At 44.2% G+C, this 16,483-nt stretch carries 18 protein-coding genes; 15 read left to right on the top strand and 3 right to left on the bottom strand.

The window, feature by feature from the left end:
* Positions 1-948 (bottom strand): phosphate/phosphite/phosphonate ABC transporter substrate-binding protein, encoded by a 948-nt coding sequence (phnD, locus tag SMUL_RS13820; RefSeq protein ID WP_025345845.1) that lies wholly within the window; start codon positions 946-948, stop codon positions 1-3.
* Between the two features lie 157 nt (positions 949-1,105).
* Between phnD and SMUL_RS13815 the strand changes: the two genes are divergently transcribed.
* The 13 genes from SMUL_RS13815 (at position 1,106) to SMUL_RS17115 (ending at position 11,451) form a co-directional block, all read left to right on the top strand.
* Complete coding sequence (locus SMUL_RS13815) at positions 1,106-1,417, top strand: DUF2325 domain-containing protein (RefSeq protein ID WP_025345844.1); 312 nt, start codon at positions 1,106-1,108, stop codon at positions 1,415-1,417.
* Positions 1,418-1,481: 64 nt separating this feature from the next.
* Positions 1,482-2,219, top strand: coding sequence for an EAL domain-containing protein (locus SMUL_RS13810; protein WP_025345843.1), 738 nt, complete (start codon positions 1,482-1,484; stop codon positions 2,217-2,219).
* Between the two features lie 179 nt (positions 2,220-2,398).
* The gene (gene exbB, locus SMUL_RS13805) at positions 2,399-2,833 is read left to right on the top strand and encodes a TonB-system energizer ExbB (protein ID WP_025345842.1); all 435 of its coding nucleotides are present in this window, start codon (positions 2,399-2,401) and stop codon (positions 2,831-2,833) included.
* A complete protein-coding gene (locus tag SMUL_RS13800; RefSeq protein WP_025345841.1) occupies positions 2,811-3,194 on the top strand; it encodes a biopolymer transporter ExbD in 384 nt (127 codons plus the stop codon). The genes exbB and SMUL_RS13800 overlap by 23 nt, the downstream gene beginning before the upstream one ends.
* A complete protein-coding gene (gene hemP / locus SMUL_RS13795; RefSeq protein WP_025345840.1) occupies positions 3,187-3,318 on the top strand; it encodes a hemin uptake protein HemP in 132 nt (43 codons plus the stop codon). The genes SMUL_RS13800 and hemP overlap by 8 nt, the downstream gene beginning before the upstream one ends.
* Before the next feature lie 18 nt (positions 3,319-3,336).
* Positions 3,337-4,026 (top strand): energy transducer TonB, encoded by a 690-nt coding sequence (locus SMUL_RS13790; protein WP_025345839.1) that lies wholly within the window; start codon positions 3,337-3,339, stop codon positions 4,024-4,026.
* Between the two features lie 11 nt (positions 4,027-4,037).
* Positions 4,038-4,526, top strand: coding sequence for an RNA polymerase sigma factor (locus SMUL_RS13785; RefSeq protein ID WP_025345838.1), 489 nt, complete (start codon positions 4,038-4,040; stop codon positions 4,524-4,526).
* On the top strand, positions 4,523-5,470 hold the full coding sequence (locus SMUL_RS13780) for a FecR family protein (RefSeq protein ID WP_025345837.1): 948 nt from the start codon (positions 4,523-4,525) through the stop codon (positions 5,468-5,470). Before SMUL_RS13785 ends, SMUL_RS13780 begins: the two co-directional genes overlap by 4 nt.
* Positions 5,471-5,560: 90 nt before the next feature.
* The gene (locus SMUL_RS13775) at positions 5,561-7,912 is read left to right on the top strand and encodes a TonB-dependent siderophore receptor (protein WP_025345836.1); all 2,352 of its coding nucleotides are present in this window, start codon (positions 5,561-5,563) and stop codon (positions 7,910-7,912) included.
* A gap of 129 nt (positions 7,913-8,041) precedes the next feature.
* The gene (locus tag SMUL_RS13770) at positions 8,042-8,461 is read left to right on the top strand and encodes a hypothetical protein (RefSeq protein WP_025345835.1); all 420 of its coding nucleotides are present in this window, start codon (positions 8,042-8,044) and stop codon (positions 8,459-8,461) included.
* A 164-nt stretch (positions 8,462-8,625) separates the two neighbouring features.
* A complete protein-coding gene (locus tag SMUL_RS13765) occupies positions 8,626-8,850 on the top strand; it encodes a FeoA family protein (RefSeq protein WP_025345834.1) in 225 nt (74 codons plus the stop codon).
* Positions 8,847-11,309 (top strand): ferrous iron transport protein B, encoded by a 2,463-nt coding sequence (feoB, locus tag SMUL_RS13760; protein ID WP_025345833.1) that lies wholly within the window; start codon positions 8,847-8,849, stop codon positions 11,307-11,309. The genes SMUL_RS13765 and feoB overlap by 4 nt, the downstream gene beginning before the upstream one ends.
* 22 nt (positions 11,310-11,331) lie before the next feature.
* Complete coding sequence (locus SMUL_RS17115) at positions 11,332-11,451, top strand: FeoB-associated Cys-rich membrane protein (RefSeq protein WP_148295308.1); 120 nt, start codon at positions 11,332-11,334, stop codon at positions 11,449-11,451.
* Between the two features lie 26 nt (positions 11,452-11,477).
* Here SMUL_RS17115 and SMUL_RS16810 read toward each other — a convergent pair whose 3' ends face one another.
* Together SMUL_RS16810 and SMUL_RS13750 are read right to left on the bottom strand one after the other, a co-directional pair.
* A complete protein-coding gene (locus SMUL_RS16810; RefSeq protein ID WP_025345832.1) occupies positions 11,478-13,370 on the bottom strand; it encodes a sensor histidine kinase in 1,893 nt (630 codons plus the stop codon).
* On the bottom strand, positions 13,363-14,070 hold the full coding sequence (locus tag SMUL_RS13750; protein ID WP_025345831.1) for a response regulator: 708 nt from the start codon (positions 14,068-14,070) through the stop codon (positions 13,363-13,365). Before SMUL_RS13750 ends, SMUL_RS16810 begins: the two co-directional genes overlap by 8 nt.
* Positions 14,071-14,164: 94 nt before the next feature.
* Here SMUL_RS13750 and SMUL_RS13745 point away from each other — a divergent pair, with 94 nt between their 5' ends.
* Together SMUL_RS13745 and SMUL_RS13740 are read left to right on the top strand one after the other, a co-directional pair.
* A complete protein-coding gene (locus SMUL_RS13745; RefSeq protein WP_051492705.1) occupies positions 14,165-16,180 on the top strand; it encodes a TonB-dependent receptor domain-containing protein in 2,016 nt (671 codons plus the stop codon).
* Positions 16,181-16,182: 2 nt separating this feature from the next.
* On the top strand, positions 16,183-16,479 hold the full coding sequence (locus SMUL_RS13740; RefSeq protein ID WP_025345829.1) for a hypothetical protein: 297 nt from the start codon (positions 16,183-16,185) through the stop codon (positions 16,477-16,479).
* Positions 16,480-16,483: the final 4 nt, after the last annotated feature.

Raw genomic sequence — 16,483 nt, 5'->3', positions numbered from 1 at the left:
TTATTTGCACGTGTAACTAACACCCATGGCGTCATCGATTTTACGAACGACGTCCCAATGCTCTTTAAACGTGATAGGAATAAATTTTGTTTGGTTCGCACTGGCGAACTCTTTTTCGAGTTTGGTGCCTTTCCAGTCAAAGGTAAAAAACGCTTGTTTGATTTTTTCTTGTAATTCAGGTTTTAAATTATACGCCATACCATAACCCGTGGTTGGGAACGTTTGGGATTTGTAGATGCTGACGAGTTGCTCTTTTTTGATCACATTTCGCTCTAGCATACGCACCAAAACAGAGTTGGCAATAGACGCAGCTGGATAATCTTTATTGGCAACACCTAAGATGGAGTTGTCATGCTTGCCTGAAAAAACGGGTTCAAAATCTTTTTCCGCTTCCATATGAAATTCCGCTTTTAGAATGGCTGAGGGTGCTTTATAGCCTGAGTTAGAGGTTTGAGATGTAAAGGCGAGTTTTTTACCTTTAATATCTTCTACTTTTGTAATGCCCGATCCTGGATAGGTGATGATTTCCATCTCGTAACCGTAAGAGTTGTCTTTTGCTGCCATCATGGTAAAGGGTTTAAAGCCTGCACACGCAACGGCAATGGGGTTGGAGCCTGTGTTAAATCCCGCTACATGTAAACGCCCAGCTCGCATCGCTTCGATTTGTGCGGCATTGGACTGAACGGGGAAAAATTGCACTTTTTTACCCGTCACTTTTTCCATATGTTTTAAAAAATCTGCCCACACTTCAACGTAAACCGCAGGGTCTTCCACAGGCGTGTACGCAAAAATGAGTGTGGAGGGATCTAGAAGTTTTGAAGCCTCTTTTGGAGTATCGGCTACCATATCGCCATCTTTGTCCTCATAGCGAGGATCCAGTTTAAACTCTGCCCATGCGAAGCTCGAACATAGCACAGATGCTAAAAGTAATTGTATAAAACGTCTCATGATAGAACACTCCTTGTTTCAAAAATATAGAAATTACTTTACTACGGGTAGATTACAAAATGATTACGCATAAATAATGATAATAAATCTCAAAGTTATGCAAAATTAAGCTTTGTTTGTCTATTATTTCAATAACAATTATCAAAAAGGAGAAGTTATGTCAGCGGTTCTTGTCATTGGTGGAGATAAAATTGATTCAATAACGTCTGTTTTGCAAGATTTCTCTTTTGAGAAAGTCACGCATTGGGATGCGCGAAACCCTTCTGTGGTTAAAAAAGAGATTCCTCAGGATGTCACATTGGTGATCATGCTGACCAACTTTTTGAACCATAATGCAATGAATAAGTTCAAAAACGAAGCGAAACGTAAAGCGATAGAGTTTATCTGCGCGAAACGATCTGAAAGCTCTGTTTTTTGTGAACTCTGTAAAAAATACAATCCAAACGGCGGTTGTCTGTTAGAAAAATAAGCGTTTAGAGGGAAGTCATAACGTGCATTATGGCTTCTTTTAAACACTTTTCAAAGGTTTTATCATGTCTTTTTCCCCTTTCTCTCGCGACCGACTCCTCAATTATGATGATATCTGTACGATTATCGAAAATCAGAATTTTTGGGTTGAGTATGAGCCCATTATCGATATGAACAACGGTGATATTTTTGGTTATGAAGCATTGGCGCGTTTTGTTATAGAAGGAAAGCAAATTCCCCCGACGCCTATCTTGGAGGTTGCCCACGAAGAGAGCGAACTTTTTTTTCATTTGGAGCGGGCGCTTAAAATTATGCAGCTAGCCCATCGCCCTAAAAAAGGGATGCTGTTTGTCAACATTGACCCTCATAATTTTAGCGATAGCGATAAGATTCGTTATTGGCATACGCTCTTTCGTGACATTCAAAATCTCTGCATCGAAGTCACTGAAAATACGGGCGATATGCAAGTTTCGCTTCTCTCTTATTGTTTGGATGAGATTCAAAAAAGTGGCATTCCCATTGCACAAGATGACATCGGCAACGACCAAAAGCCATTTTGTTTTGATTTGACGAAGCGTGCCCAGTTTTTAAAATTTGATCGAACATGGCTTTTAAAAATCAGAGCATGTGCGGATTATCAAGAGATCCTCAAAGGGTTTTTGAGCTTTGCAAAAGCGCAAGGTAAAAAAAGCATCCTAGAAGGGGTTGAGAGCGAAGAAGATTTTGCTGTGGCAAAGGAATTGGGCGTTGATTTTGTGCAAGGGTACATTTTTAAACACTTAAATATGCGCAGTCAAAGGTAGCACTCTCCCCATTCTATTAACACCGTTAACACGAAAAAAGCATCGTTCAAAAGGGTGCTTGAGCACGGCGATGGCGAAAAATTAGACAGTATAATTTGATAAAAGTTATTGATTTCATGGTAAATTAAGCTCAAACAGTCTAACATTCTGATAATGGTTATTACATAAATAGAGGTCGAATGGAAAATATTAAACTTGCCGTAGATTACGGTGCACTTGGGATTTTGCTTTTTATGAGCATTTTGGTTTTAGGGTATGCGATCGAACGTGTTCTTTTTTTTAGAGCGTTACATGTAAAGAGTTACGAGAGCAAAAACAGGCTTGAACGCGATGTTTCAAAGAACTTGACGATCATCTCTTTGATTGGTTCTAACGCGCCTTATGTTGGGCTTTTAGGAACGGTTGGTGGCATTATGGTGGTCTTTTATGAGATCGGCATCAGCGGTGGAGCGCTCGATACGTCTAAGGTCATTGTAGGGCTTGCTTTGGCGCTTAAAGTAACAGCGGCAGGACTGATCGTCGCGATTCCTTCGACGATGATCTACGGTGGTTTTTTGCGCAAAGTGGATTTGGCAGTGAGTGAGTGGGAAGATGAGAGCATTAAAAAAAGTTGAGGGGATCAATGTCGTCCCACTCATCGATATTATGCTGGTACTTCTCACGATTGTTATGACGGTCTCATCGTTTATCGCCCTTGGCAAGATCGAGATTTCCCTTCCACAAGCGACCAACTTTAGCAAAGTTGAACCTAAATTTTACGAGATTGGCATCACCGCCGATCATCAGTTTTTTATCAACAACGAATTTACCCCACGCGATGAGCTCTCTGTCAAATTTGACAGCCTCACCAAAGACGATTCGGTTGCCATCAGTGCCGATAAAATGGCAGCGTATGAAGATTTTATCTACGTGATTGATCTGTTAAAATCCAAAGAGATTGAAAAAATTGGCATGGTGGTCAATAAAAATGAGTAGTGATACGAAAAAAGTAGACTCCAAAGAGCTTTTTAAAGAGGGCAATACCGTGCACATTGTCCACAATGGCGCTGTCTACACCCTTCGTATCACCAAAGACAATAAACTAATTTTGACGAAATAACGCGTTAAAGGAGAAGCCATGGCATACCAAACCTACACGGCAACGAAAACTTATGAAGGAAGGGCTCTTGGCCTTTCGATCTTTTTACATGTAAGCGTGATTGGATTTTACCTTCTCTTCTTGCATCAAAAACCTTTGGATATTATCCCTTCTAAGACCGTGGTTTTGGAGATTTCCAACATCGAGCGCGTTGCGCCAAAGCCCGTTCTTCCACCTCCTCCTGAGCCTGTGGAAGAGGTGAAAAAAGTCGAACCGATTAAGCCGATTGAAAAAATCAAACCACTGCCTAAACCGATTGTCAAAAAAGAGGTGGTCAATCCTGAACCCATTCGTGAAGAGGTAGTACAACCTCCCGTTGAAGCGGTTAAACCCGTTGTTGCGCCGCAAGAAGTTGCCCCCATTACCCCTACATCAACCAGTGCTGAACCGTATGAGCGTACTGATTTTGAGATTATTCGTGACAAAGTATTGTCTCGCCTAAGCTATCCGAGTGTGGCGCGTCGTATGGGTTGGAATGGTGTCGTGCAGGTCGCTTTGGTCATCAATCCTGAGGGAAGGCTGGTGAGTGCAACGATCCATCAAAGCTCTGGCAGAGCCATACTGGATGATGCAGCACTGAACGCCGCTTTAAAACTGAGAGGCGACCAACTCCCAAAACCTAAAAGTTTAAGTACGGTCATCTTGCCGATTGCTTTTAAACTAAAATAACGTTTATTGGTATGTTTGAGCGCTACTACAAGGAACTCGTAGGTTATTTTAGTCACACGCTCAATGATGCTGAACAAGCTAAAGATGTGGTGCAAGAGACGTACCTTCGCATCAGTGCAATGGGGGAGCGTGCGGACGCTGTTTTAGAGCCACGCGCTTTTTTGTACCAAACGGCGAAGCGTATCATTATTGACGAGTGGCGTAAAAACAGACATTTTGACGCGGTGGAGCTTCGTGAGGCGGAGCAGATCAGTGCTGAACATGAAGAGCCGCTTGAACATCTGCTCTCTTCTGGTCGCATGAAAACCTTGCACCATACGATCAATTCACTCCCTCCACGTTCCCAAGAGGCGTTTAAACTCCACAAATTTGAAGGGCTTTCGCATAAAGAGATCGCTTTAAAAATGGGCATTAGCAAAAATGCGGTTGAAAAGCTCATTATGCGCGCCCTCATCGCCTGCAAAAATTCGGTGGATGCGATGCACAAGGAGGAGGCATGAGTCAAGCGTGGATTGATGAAATGGCAGCACTTTGGTTTACTAAAGTTCAAGATGGACTCAGCTTTTCAGAGCAAAGAGCGTTTAAAAAATGGTTACATGTAAACCCCGAACACTCAAAAGCGTACGCACAGTTTGAAGCGTTGTGGCACGATCTTGATGGGCTTTCACCGATCCAAAACCGTACCTGTTTTAAAAAGCGCCTCAAACCGTGGTTTGGGTATGCCTGTGCGTGCGTAGTTGCCTGTTTTTTCATTGCTTTTTTGCAGTGGCAGACGTGGAACAGTCGTCTTGAGTTTGCGCAAAATATGGCGACGCCTGTGGGTGCGATGCGTGAATATACGCTGCTAGATGGCACCACACTCTTTCTTGATACCGATACCAACGTGAGTGTGGAGTACTACAAGCAGAAGCGTTTGGTAAAACTGCATCAGGGTCAACTGGTTTTACATGTAAGCAAAGATGCCGCTCGGCCGCTGTTTGTCGAAGCTAAAAATGTGCAAATTCGCGTCACGGGAACGCTCTTTGAAGTCCGCAATGTGGAGAATCACGTCCGTATCAGCGTGGAAGAGGGGAGTGTGGAGGTGTCGCACAAACGCTTTGAAGATGGCAGCGTTTTGACGTTGGCGAGCTTGAGCGCGAAAGAGCAGATCAGCTTGGATGAACGGGGGTTTGTTTTGAGTGCTTCCACTCTGCACAACGACTCGGTTGCTCCGTGGCGTAGCGGTCGTTTGATTTTCGATAAAACACCGCTTAGGGAGGTGCTGTTTGAGTTTGAGCGTTATGGGGCGAAAAAAACGATGATTGCCTCTTTGGAACTGGCTTCCATACCGCTTTCTGGGAGTTTTGAGGTCGAGCGATTTGGCAGTTTTTTAGAGATGCTTCCCAAAGTTTTACCGCTAAAAACTCTCAATGTTGGGGATAACGTGGTGATTGAAAAACGATAAATTTTTATTTTTTGATAACGGATGTCAGGTTTTTAATTTTCCTTACGTCTTCTCTTATATGAAAACTATTATCAAATAAGGAGAAGATTTATGATGAAATTTCGCACCCTATCCATTGCCGTGGCGGCGGCTTTGGCGCTTTATTCGCCTCTCTTGGCGGAGAGTTTCCCCTCTTTACATGTAAACATCGCATCTCAAAGTTTAAGCTCTGCCCTTGGCGAATTTGCCAAACAAGCCAAGCTTCAACTCATCGTTGATTCTAAACTGCTTGAAGGCAAAAAAGCGCCAACGCTTCAAGGCGAAATGAGTCTCAAAGAGGCACTTGCCAAACTGCTCAAAGGTACAGGTTTGGAGGCGACGATCCAAGGGGATGTGATGGTGATCAAACCTCAAAATGACGCGGAAGTCGCCCTCGATGCGATCACAATCAGCGCGGCGCAAGCAACGACAGAGGGCACAGGCTCCTATACGATAGGTTCAACGAATACCGCCACCAAACTCAATCTCTCACTACGTGATACGCCTCAATCCGTCGTCGTGGTCACGCGTCAGCAAATTGAAGACCAAAATTTAGAGTCGTTTGCCGATGTGGTGAACTCCATCGCAGGTTTTAATGCCCCTGTGTGGGATACGGATCGGACGTATATTACGATGCGGGGTTTTGAGGTGGATTATTACCAAATCGATGGAATGCCAACGTATTATGGTGGTAACATTCAGCAAGATTTGGTGATGTATGACCGCGTGGAAGTAGTACGTGGTGCGAACGGTTTGATGAGTGGGGCGGGTGAGCCAGCGGCGAGCATTAATTTTATGCGAAAACATGCAACTTCCAAAGAGGCAACAGGAACGCTCACAGCCAAAGCGGGCAGTTGGGACAATTACCGAGGCACGGTCGATGTCCAATCGGGTGTGAATGAACCAGGAAGTGTGCGTGCACGCGTGGTTGTAAGCAAAGAGGATAAAGACTCGTTTGTTGATTTTTACCATAAAGATACCGAAGCATTTTATGGCATCGTGGACGCCGATATTGGGGACAATACGCTCTTTTACGCAGGGGTGAGTTATCAAAACAACAGTGCCGATGGAAGCTCATGGGGTGGCGTTCCTGCGTGGTTTAGCGATGGCACACGTACGGATTTTGGCGCGTCCGCTTCCTTTACGCCTAAATGGACCTATTGGGAAACTGAGACCAAAACGATTTTCACAGGTGTTGAGCACACGTTTGCCAATGACGTCAAGCTCAAAGCCAATTACACCCATTTAGAATTTGAATCCGACTCAAAACTAGCACTTACAGGCTATTATGAATTTCCTGATCGCACAACGGGTTTAGGGCTTAATTCGGTTTATGCCGGTAAATACCAGACAGAAAACAAGCAAGATACGATTGATATTTATACCTCCATTCCCTTAGAAGTGGGTGGATTGAAACATGAAATTCTTGTAGGATTTGCCTACAATCAAGAAGACAGCATCACCCATACGAGTGACCCACTGAGTTCTGTTTCGACACAAAGTGTTTACAGCTGGAATGGCAATATTCCAGAGCCAGATTGGTCAGATTTTTACAAAACGGAAGATACGGTAACGAAGCAGTTAGGGGCGTACCTTGCCACGCGTATTGCGTTGCGTGAGGATCTAAAGTTGATTCTTGGAAGCCGTGTGAGCAATTGGGAATATGAAAATAAGCTGAGTGACTACAGCTACGAGCATGACCATGTCATAACGCCTTATGCAGGGGTTGTTTACGATTTGGATGAGGCACATTCTGTGTATGCAAGCTATACCGACATCTTTAAACCGCAAGATTACCGCGATAAAAGTGGTAATTATCTTGATACCAAAGAGGGTGCAAGCTATGAAGCGGGCATCAAAGGTGAATATTTTGGTGGAAAACTCAACGCAGCACTGGCTGTTTTTAGAATGGAGCAAGACAATGTTGCCGAAGCCGATGGGGCAAATTTCGTGCCAGGCACGACAACCCAAGCCTATTATGGCGCGGCAGGTGTTGTGAGCAAAGGGTATGAAATTGACCTCTCTGGTTCTATCACGCCTGAATGGAGCGTTTCTGCGGGATGGGTACAGTTTAGCGCAAAAGATGCTGAGAATGTTGATGTTACCACCACCCATCCACGCAAAGAGGCAAAACTGGGTACGACCTACAAAATGGGTCAATTGACCTTAGGTACGGTGCTAAGTTGGCAAAGTAAGTTTTATGAGTCCACCACCGATTCACTCGGAAATGCGGTCGATCTGACCCAAGACGCTGTTTTCTTAGTCGACGTGATGGCAAAGTACCAAATCACCAAAGCTTTATCAGCCCAACTCAATGTTGAAAACCTCTTCGATAAAGAGTACTACTCCAACATCGACTACAGCACGCAAGTGATTTATGGCGATCCACGCACCGTGACACTCACGATGAAATACACCTTTTAAATCTCTATGACTGCTGCCATAGGATTCACTCTGGTAGCAGTCAAGATGACGAAAAAAGAGGCAGATAAACGCCTAAAAATGTTCGCAAAAGAGACTATACTTTTCTAAATCATTTGAGGAGTTGAAGGCATGAGCTTAGTGATTGCGGCAAAACTTATCCACATCGCCTCGGCGATACTGTTTATTGGATGTATCTATTTTCGTAACTTCATCTTACCGCGTGCGCGTTTTGCCCTAGACAGCGCCCAATTTGAAGCGATGGAGAGTGCACTTTCCCCTCGTACCCGTTTTATGGGCAAAATCAACAATACCCTGTTACTTTTCAGCGGTCTTTTCCTAGCCTACACCTATTTTGATCCAACCAATGTGCTTTTACATGTAAAGATGACCTTAGGGCTGATCGTGATCGCGATGTTCTTTGGCGCCCCACTCATTATGCACCGTTTTGCAGGTGAAAAGAAGCGTAAAATCAAGACGATTTACCATCACATTATGTTTGCATTGATGGTGTGTATTGTTATCCTCTCTCAAACGATGTTTGCGTTTTAACACAATACCCTCCCACTAAAATACAGTCTATTTTTTGTATTTCAAACGATACACTCATTCCCAATTGATTCTAAAATTCCTTCTTAATTGAAAACAACTATCAATGTTATTAGCTTTTAAGTGAAGTTAATCTATGATAAGTGGACTAAAATCAAGGGACATTGATGTATTTAAATGAGCTGAAAAAAGGGCAGAAGTGCACGTTGGTAAAGATTCACGCGAGCGGAAAACTAAGGCAAAAGCTTTTGGATATGGGATTTATTTTTGGAGCGGACATTGAAGTGGTGCGCGAAGCACCGTTGTATGACCCGATGGAACTGCGCATTCATAACTATCTCATCAGTCTAAGGCGCACGGAAGCTGGGATGTTGGAGGTAGAAGCCGTATGATCAAAGTTGTCTTAGCCGGTCAGCCCAACTGTGGCAAATCGACCATTTTTAACTTAGTGAGCGGCATTCACCAACACATTGCCAACTATCCGGGCGTCACGGTCGATAAAAAGATCGGACGGTTTAGTTACCACGGTGAAAAGATCGAGATGGTGGATTTGCCAGGCACCTACTCGTTTAGCTCCTACTCGCTGGAAGAGCGCGTGGCGAAGCGGTTTATCTATGAGGAAACACCCGATATCATTTTAAACATTGTGGACGCGTCTAACCTCAAACGCAATCTTTATCTTACGTTTCAACTCTTGGAGATCGGCATCCCCGTCGTTGTGGTGCTCAATATGATGGACGTTGCCACACGAAGGGGCATTGAGATCGACCCAGAAAAGATGCAAGCACTGCTTGGCTGTCCTGTTGTGCGCGCGAGTGGCTCTAAAGGCGAGGGTGGCGAAGGAATCATGCAAGCACTGCTTGAGACGTATCATGTTAAAGCGCAGTACGTTCCGTTTCGAATGGATTATGAGAACTTAGAGCCGTTTATCCAAGAGATTCACAACACGATTGTGCCCAAAGAGAGTGCACTCAATCAGCGTTGGCTTGCTCTTAAAGTGCTTGAAAATGATGAGACGATTATTGAAAAGCTCTCTGTTACCGAAGCTCAACGAGCCGAAGTTGAGGCTTGCGAAGCGCGGTTTCACTCCATCTCTGGCAAAGACAGTGCCGCCTTTTTTGCGCTTCATCGCTACGAGGCTGCAGGTCTTATCTTTCATCAATGTGCAAACGTGAACAAACTCCAAGGTGAAACGCTCAGCGACAAGGTCGATCACTTCATTCTCAACCGTTGGTTGGCGTTTCCTATTTTACTTTTGATTATGTTTTTGGTTTATAAGCTCTCCATTGTCGGTGGGTATAAATTGACCGATTACACGTGGCCGATCTTAGCGGCGTTTAAAAATTTTGTGATTGAGAGTGTGCCCTCACCGGATCTCATTTATGTGCCACTTTTTACGGACCTTGCGATCTGGATGGTGAACAGTGCCAATGCGCTGATGAACTATATTCCCGTCTTTTTCATCTTGTTTGCGATGATCGCTATTATGGAAGATGTGGGGTATATGCCGCGTCTTGCATTCATTTTGGATCGCGTCTTTAAAAAATTTGGTCTGCATGGGCAGTCCACGCTTCCCTTAGTTTTGGGTGGCGCGATGGTCGGTGGGTGCGCGGTTCCGGGTGTCATGTCGACCAAAGGCATTGCCGATGAGCGCGCACGTATGGCGACGATTTTGGCGGTGCCGTACATGAACTGTTTAGCCAAAGTTCCGTTTTACACGCTTATTTTGGGAAGTTTTTTCAAAGAAGAGATGGGTTTGATGATGTTTTACATCTCGACGGTGACCCTTTTTGTAGCATTGATCGTCTCCAAATTGCTCACCAGTACGGTGCTTCGAACCAAAGAGACGGCGCCTTTTGTGATGGAATTACCGCCGTATCATTTGCCGACCTTTAAAGGGGTCGTGATTAAAGCGGCGCAACGGGTGTGGGTGTATATTAAAAAAGTTGTGAGTATCGTGCTTGCCGTGGCCGTTGTTCTTTTTGCTTTATTGCAATTTCCTGGATTGAGTGAAACATCCAAAGAGGCATTTGAGCTCAAACTCATTGATGCGCTCAGTCGTTTTGATGCGACCGCTCAAACCACGGCGTATTATGAAAGCGTCAACAGTCGCGAGAAGGTTTCGGCTCTTTTAAACGCGTACGATAGCTACAAAGCAAAGCGTATGCTCTCCTCAAGCAGCGAGTCGGCGCAAAAGGTCGATGAGGTGTTTAAGCAGAAGCTTGAAAAAGGGTTTGTACTGTTAAAACCTGGCAAAGATGCGGAAGCCAAAAGCATCAATACTGCCCTTGTGCAACTCTCCAATGCGCGTAAAGAGATTTTGCGCAGTATGAAAAATGAGAAAATTGAGAACAGTTTTTTAGGGATGGTGGGGCGATCCATGGAGCCTTTGACCCAATTTGCAGGGTTTGATTGGAAGATCAACGTGGCATTTTTAAGCTCATTTGCCGCGCGTGAAAGTGCAGTTGCTACGCTTGGATCGTTGTATGAAAACAACAAAGCCGACTCCATGCGCGCGGAAGAGGCAATGTATGCCAACAGTGGTTATACCCCTTTGCACGCCGTGGCGATCTTGATTTTTATGATTTTAACGCCACCGTGCATTGCGACGATGATCGTGGTGAAGATGCAGTTTAACAGCTACAAATGGATGCTGTTTGCGATCTTCTTTCCCATCGGTTTGGGCGTGTTCTTTTCGACGTTTATCTTTAGTTTTGGCACGGCTGCAGGCTGGAGTGGCGTGGAGGCGATGAGCTACTTTTACGCCTTTATAGTTTTGAGTGCCCTTATTTTAGGGCTTTTACCGCAACGAGGTCACGCGTGGACGGGTGGATTTAGAAACAGAGCGTGAAAAAAACAGACAAGGAGAGAGCATGTTAGAAGATGTTTTATTGGTGGCGATTAGTTTAGGAGCACTCTATTACCTTTACCGAAAATTGGTGAAAAACAGAGGATGCGGGTGTGGCAAAAATAGTTGTGGTGAAAAAAAATAGTTTCATCAAGAGGCTTCGCTTGATGACTAAGCCTCTTGCGTAAAGCGGATCGCAAAGTGCGCTCCGTCTGAATTTTCAGAGTGCAGTTTGCCTTGGAGTTGTTGACATGCGATGCCTTCGATCAACTGCATTCCAAGCCCTTGTGCCGTTTTAAGCGCAAAATGCTCAGGCAAACCTCTGCCCGTATCATGAACGCTGAGCGTGCATTCGTGCTCTTTACATGTAAAGCCAATTTCGATCTCTCCACCGCTCTCATCAAAGGCGTGTTTGATCGCGTTGGTGACGCATTCATTGATCAAAAGACCGCAGGAAAGTGCTTGCTCGATACCAAGACAAACGGGTTCTATGGTTACATGTAAAGCAATTTTTTTCTCATCCGTCGCGTAAGTTTGGCGCATATTTTCGACCAAACCGCTTACATAGACATCAAACGCGATCTCTTTAAGACTCGTGGACTGGTAGAGTTGTCGGTGCAAAAGTTCAATCGCGTAGATGCGCTCTTGCAGTTCAAGTAAGAGCGTTTGCGACTCTTCACTTTGGGCTTGATTTTCTTTGAGTTGCATAAGAGCGATGATGATCGAAAGATTGTTTTTCACACGGTGGTGAATCTCTTTTAAGAGCACCTCTTTTTCTTTCAAAAGCGCTTCAAGCTCCAAAGTGCGTGTCGCAACTTTGGCATCTAAGGTTTGGATGTTCTCCTCCAGCGAATCAAGCATCGCATCAAATGTTTTAGCCAATGTTGCGATGTCGTCTTCGCCTTTGATATGACTTCGTTTATGAATCTCTCCTTGCTCAACGGCCTTAGCCACATTTAAAAGGCGATCAATTTTGAGGGTAAATCGATGAAAAAATAGCCATCCCAAGGCAAATGCCGAAATCAACGTCAGAATAATCGCTGGAATAAATTTGAGAATAATAGGGTCAAGTTCTTTGTAAATATCTTCTTCATACAAGGTTGCCGCAAGGATAAATGGATACGCGTGATTGCCTTTAAAGTAGCGCACCCATGTAAATGCTGGATAAAGCTTTCCACTCGGATCGTCCGTTTTGGGTATGCGATGATAGATTGGCTTATTTTCGCTGGCTGCTTTGAGATAATCGCTTGCTTTTAATTGACCTGTTAACGGTTGATCGTTGGGCGATGTTTTACTAACACAACACGCGGTATTGAAGTTTTTAGCAATAGGATTGTCGCTTGTGCGCAATGAAGCGTTGTGGTCGCACATCCTATCGCTTCCATCCACCCACATCATATAGGCAAAACCAGCATGATTTGTTTTAAAATGCTGAAAACTTTGTTTTAAGATCGTGCCAATGCTGGCTTCAAAATCGTTGTGTTGCTGTAAAAAGTCTTGACTTTGACATACGATGGCAATAGAATAGCCATTTTTTTGAAGTGGGGTAAGATACAAAAATTCTTTTTCATTGGCAGGGCAAATATTGATACGCACGGTCTTGTCGTTTATATTCCACTGCTCCAATGTTAAAGGGGTATTTCGAAAAGCCTGAGGGAAAAAGAGGTCGCGCGTGCCGTAAATGACACGCTCATTTTGCAGTAAAAGTGCATTACATGTAAAGTCAGAAAAATGGCGATCTAACAGTGCCATTAATGTCGTTTCGTTTGGAGTATCCAATGAATTTAATGCGCTATTAAACGTATGGATTCTATTTTTAACTTCCAGCGTTAATTTTTCCCAATATGAGGTATTGTACAGTGAATTGATATGAATTGTTAGGCGAACTTGGTTCTCCATTGAGGCTAAAAGACGCTCAATGGTACTCGTCTCACTCTTAAGGCGCTCTTGTTGCCATGTTGGAATAACAACAGCAAGCATGACGGCAAGGATGAAAAATACAATACTACTAAAAGCAAGACTAAATTTCGCCGAAAGAGAAAGGGCGCGAAAGGCGTTAAACATTGAGACGGTACCCTGCCTCAAAGACGTTTTCCAAAAGGCTCGCATCGATCTTTTGACGCAAACGGTAGACAAGGTTGCGCAAGCGCGAAAGATCGTGTGACTCTTCCCTATAAATGTACGCACTGATCTGCTCGAAACTGACCGTATTGCCTGCCGATTCGCTTAAGATTTGGAAAAATTTGATCTCATTGCCTGTTAATTTCACGCTTTGATCTTTACATGTAAGCACGCCGCTGGTGCGATCAAAGATGTAGTCGCAGGGCAGTTTAACAAGAGGATTGCAGGTGCGTGTAAGCTCTAGCGTGGGGTGAAAATAGGTGTGTTTGTACCATGCAGCTTGCAGTGTGGCTTTAAGATCATTGGCACGAAAGGGCTTGCTCAAATAGCCATATGGCTCCGAATCCATCGCCATTTTGATCGTTGCATTGTCACAATACGACGTAAGATAAATAATAGGAATATGGTGATTCTGCCAGATGTAACGCCCCGCCTCCGTGCCACTTTTTTCGCCTTTTAAATGAATGTCAAGCAGCACCATATCGGGCAGATTGGTATCGACGTGACGCATCGCATCATTGGCGGTTGCTTCCACGCCGCTGATGCCATAGCCAAATTTTTGAAGGCTCATTTTGAGTTGCAATGCCAAAATAGTCTCATCTTCCACGACTAAAATCTTAATATCTTCGTTTTTCTTGCCCATTTTGGTTTATTTTCCTCATATTGAGATTTTGATATGATTTCTTATGACTATGATAACAAATATCATTTAAAAAGATACTAAAAGGAAGTTACGTATGTTAAATTCGCTCCGTATAAAACAGACATTAAGGTTATCACTTGTCACAACCACGCTTTTATGCAGTGTTGCTATGGCGGAAGATCAGCAGTTAGAGAGTGTTGAAGTGTGGGAAACACAGGTCAGCAGCTCCTCGCTCAATCTTGGAAGTTCTTCGATTGAAACCAAACAGGCCGATCACTTAAGCGATCTTTTGCGCGATCTTCCGGGTGTGGATGTGGGAGGAACCAGCTCGATCAACAACCGTATTGCGATTCGTGGTTTGGAGGATGAAAACCTCGATATTAGCATCGATGGCGCGAAAGTTTCCAATGTCAATATGTTCCATCACATCGGTAACTTGCTGGTCAACCCTGACATCTTGAAAAAAGCAGATGTGCAAGTCGGCACTAATTCGGTTGTCAATGGAGGTTTGGGTGGTGCGGTTGCGTTTGAAACCAAAGATGGCAAAGACCTTTTGCAAGATGGCAAAGAGTATGGCGCACGAATTCAGGGCAATTACAACTCCAATGACAGCCTTGGTGGCTCCGTGGCAGCGTATGGCAAAGTGACCGATAAGGTTGATCTTTTGCTGTACCATCACTATGTGGACAAGAATGAGTGGGAAGATGGCAGAGGCGAAGAGAGTTTTGGAACCGATGGTGAGGTTGGCAATACGTTGATTAAAGTTGGGTATGACATCAGCGATGCACAACGTATCACACTCTCGTACGATAAACTCAAAGACGAAGGCGATTACGCGCCACGTCCTGATTTTGGCAAAGCGTATAACCTCTTTGCAACGGGAAATTATCTCTATCCGACTGAGTATACGAGAGAGACGATCACGCTCAAACATCAAGTTGATTTAGGCGACAATCTCTTTTTACAAACCTCGATTTACAGCAATGAAAATGAGTTACAACGCTATGAAAAACGCGATGGAACCACCCAACGTGTCAGAGCAGTACCTGCTGGCATGAACCCGTATGAAGGACTCTTGGATGGCGTGGTTAAAAACTATGGTATCAACACCAAAGCACAGTCTTCTATCGCGCTTGGAAGCTTAAATAACACCTTTACCTATGGCGGTTTATACGATACCCAAACCAGCGAAGTGGAGTGGAGTGGCGAGCAATACGGTGAAAACGAGAAAGCCAAAACGGGTGCACTTTACGTTGAAGATGCCATCACGTTTAGCAATGGCTTTATCTTAACCCCAGGAATTCGTTACAACAACTATCAATACGATGGCGTGTATGGCGAAATCTCTGATAGTAAATTTACCTACGGCTTGGCGGCGGAGTATCCTCTTTCCGACACGTTCAGCCTCATTGCAAGTGCCACAACACTTTACAAAGGTGTTGAGATGGTGGATGTGCTAGCGAGTAACCGTATGTATGTCAATGATAACTCTGGTCTTAAAGCAGAAACGGGCATTAACAAAGAGGTTGGGTTTAAATATCAGAACAAAAACACACTGGGTGCCAAAAACCTTGGCTTTAGCTTCAAAGTGTTTGATACACGTATTGATGACTACATTATCACGACATGGACGACCAGTACAAGTGCGGAGATGACCAACGGTGGAACCCTTGATATTCAAGGTTTTGAGGCAAGTTTTGTGTATGACATAGGCGCTCTTAGCTCTTTAATTACCTATGCGCACTCCAACTCAAAATTTAGAAATACAGGGCTTTCAACGCAAAGAGAACCGGGAGACAGCTTAAGCGTTAACCTTGATTATGCGTTTATGAAAAACCTTTCACTCTCGTGGGATTCGTTATTTGTGATGGAAGAAGAGCGTCAGTATATTGCCGCGCAACAAACCAAAGAGGCGTACGATGTGCATGATATTGCGGTGAAATGGAAACCAAGTAGCGTTAAAGGGCTTACCTTAATCGCAGGAGTTGATAATATTTTTGATGAGTCTTACGTCTCTCATGCCTCTGAAAACAGACTTCTCAGTGGTGTTTCACTCTCAGACTATGAACCTGGACGTAACATCAAACTCTCGTTCTCGTATGAATTTTAATCATGCTCTTATTCTCTAAAATGAGCCGTCTATCTCAAGAGCCCAAAACCGTTATCGGTTGGGCTCACGGCGTTTTGGCGATTGTGGGTGCTTTTGGCTTGGCGTACCTGTGTGGTACGAGCTTAAGTGCCCTTTTGTGGGGCGATATGGCAGAGCGCATTTTCCCTTCGATGTTTCTCTTTCCGCTGTTGGTGTGCGGTTTTGGGTTTTGGTTGCTTTTCTCCAAAAACCTTTTACATGTAACGCTCAAAATCGCGTTGATGGCACTGCTCAATGCCTGTATTATCGCGTTTGTGTAGGAGT

Source organism: Sulfurospirillum multivorans DSM 12446 (assembly GCF_000568815.1).
GTDB classification, from domain to species: domain Bacteria; phylum Campylobacterota; class Campylobacteria; order Campylobacterales; family Sulfurospirillaceae; genus Sulfurospirillum; species Sulfurospirillum multivorans.
This window is presented reverse-complemented; position numbering and strand designations above follow the sequence as displayed.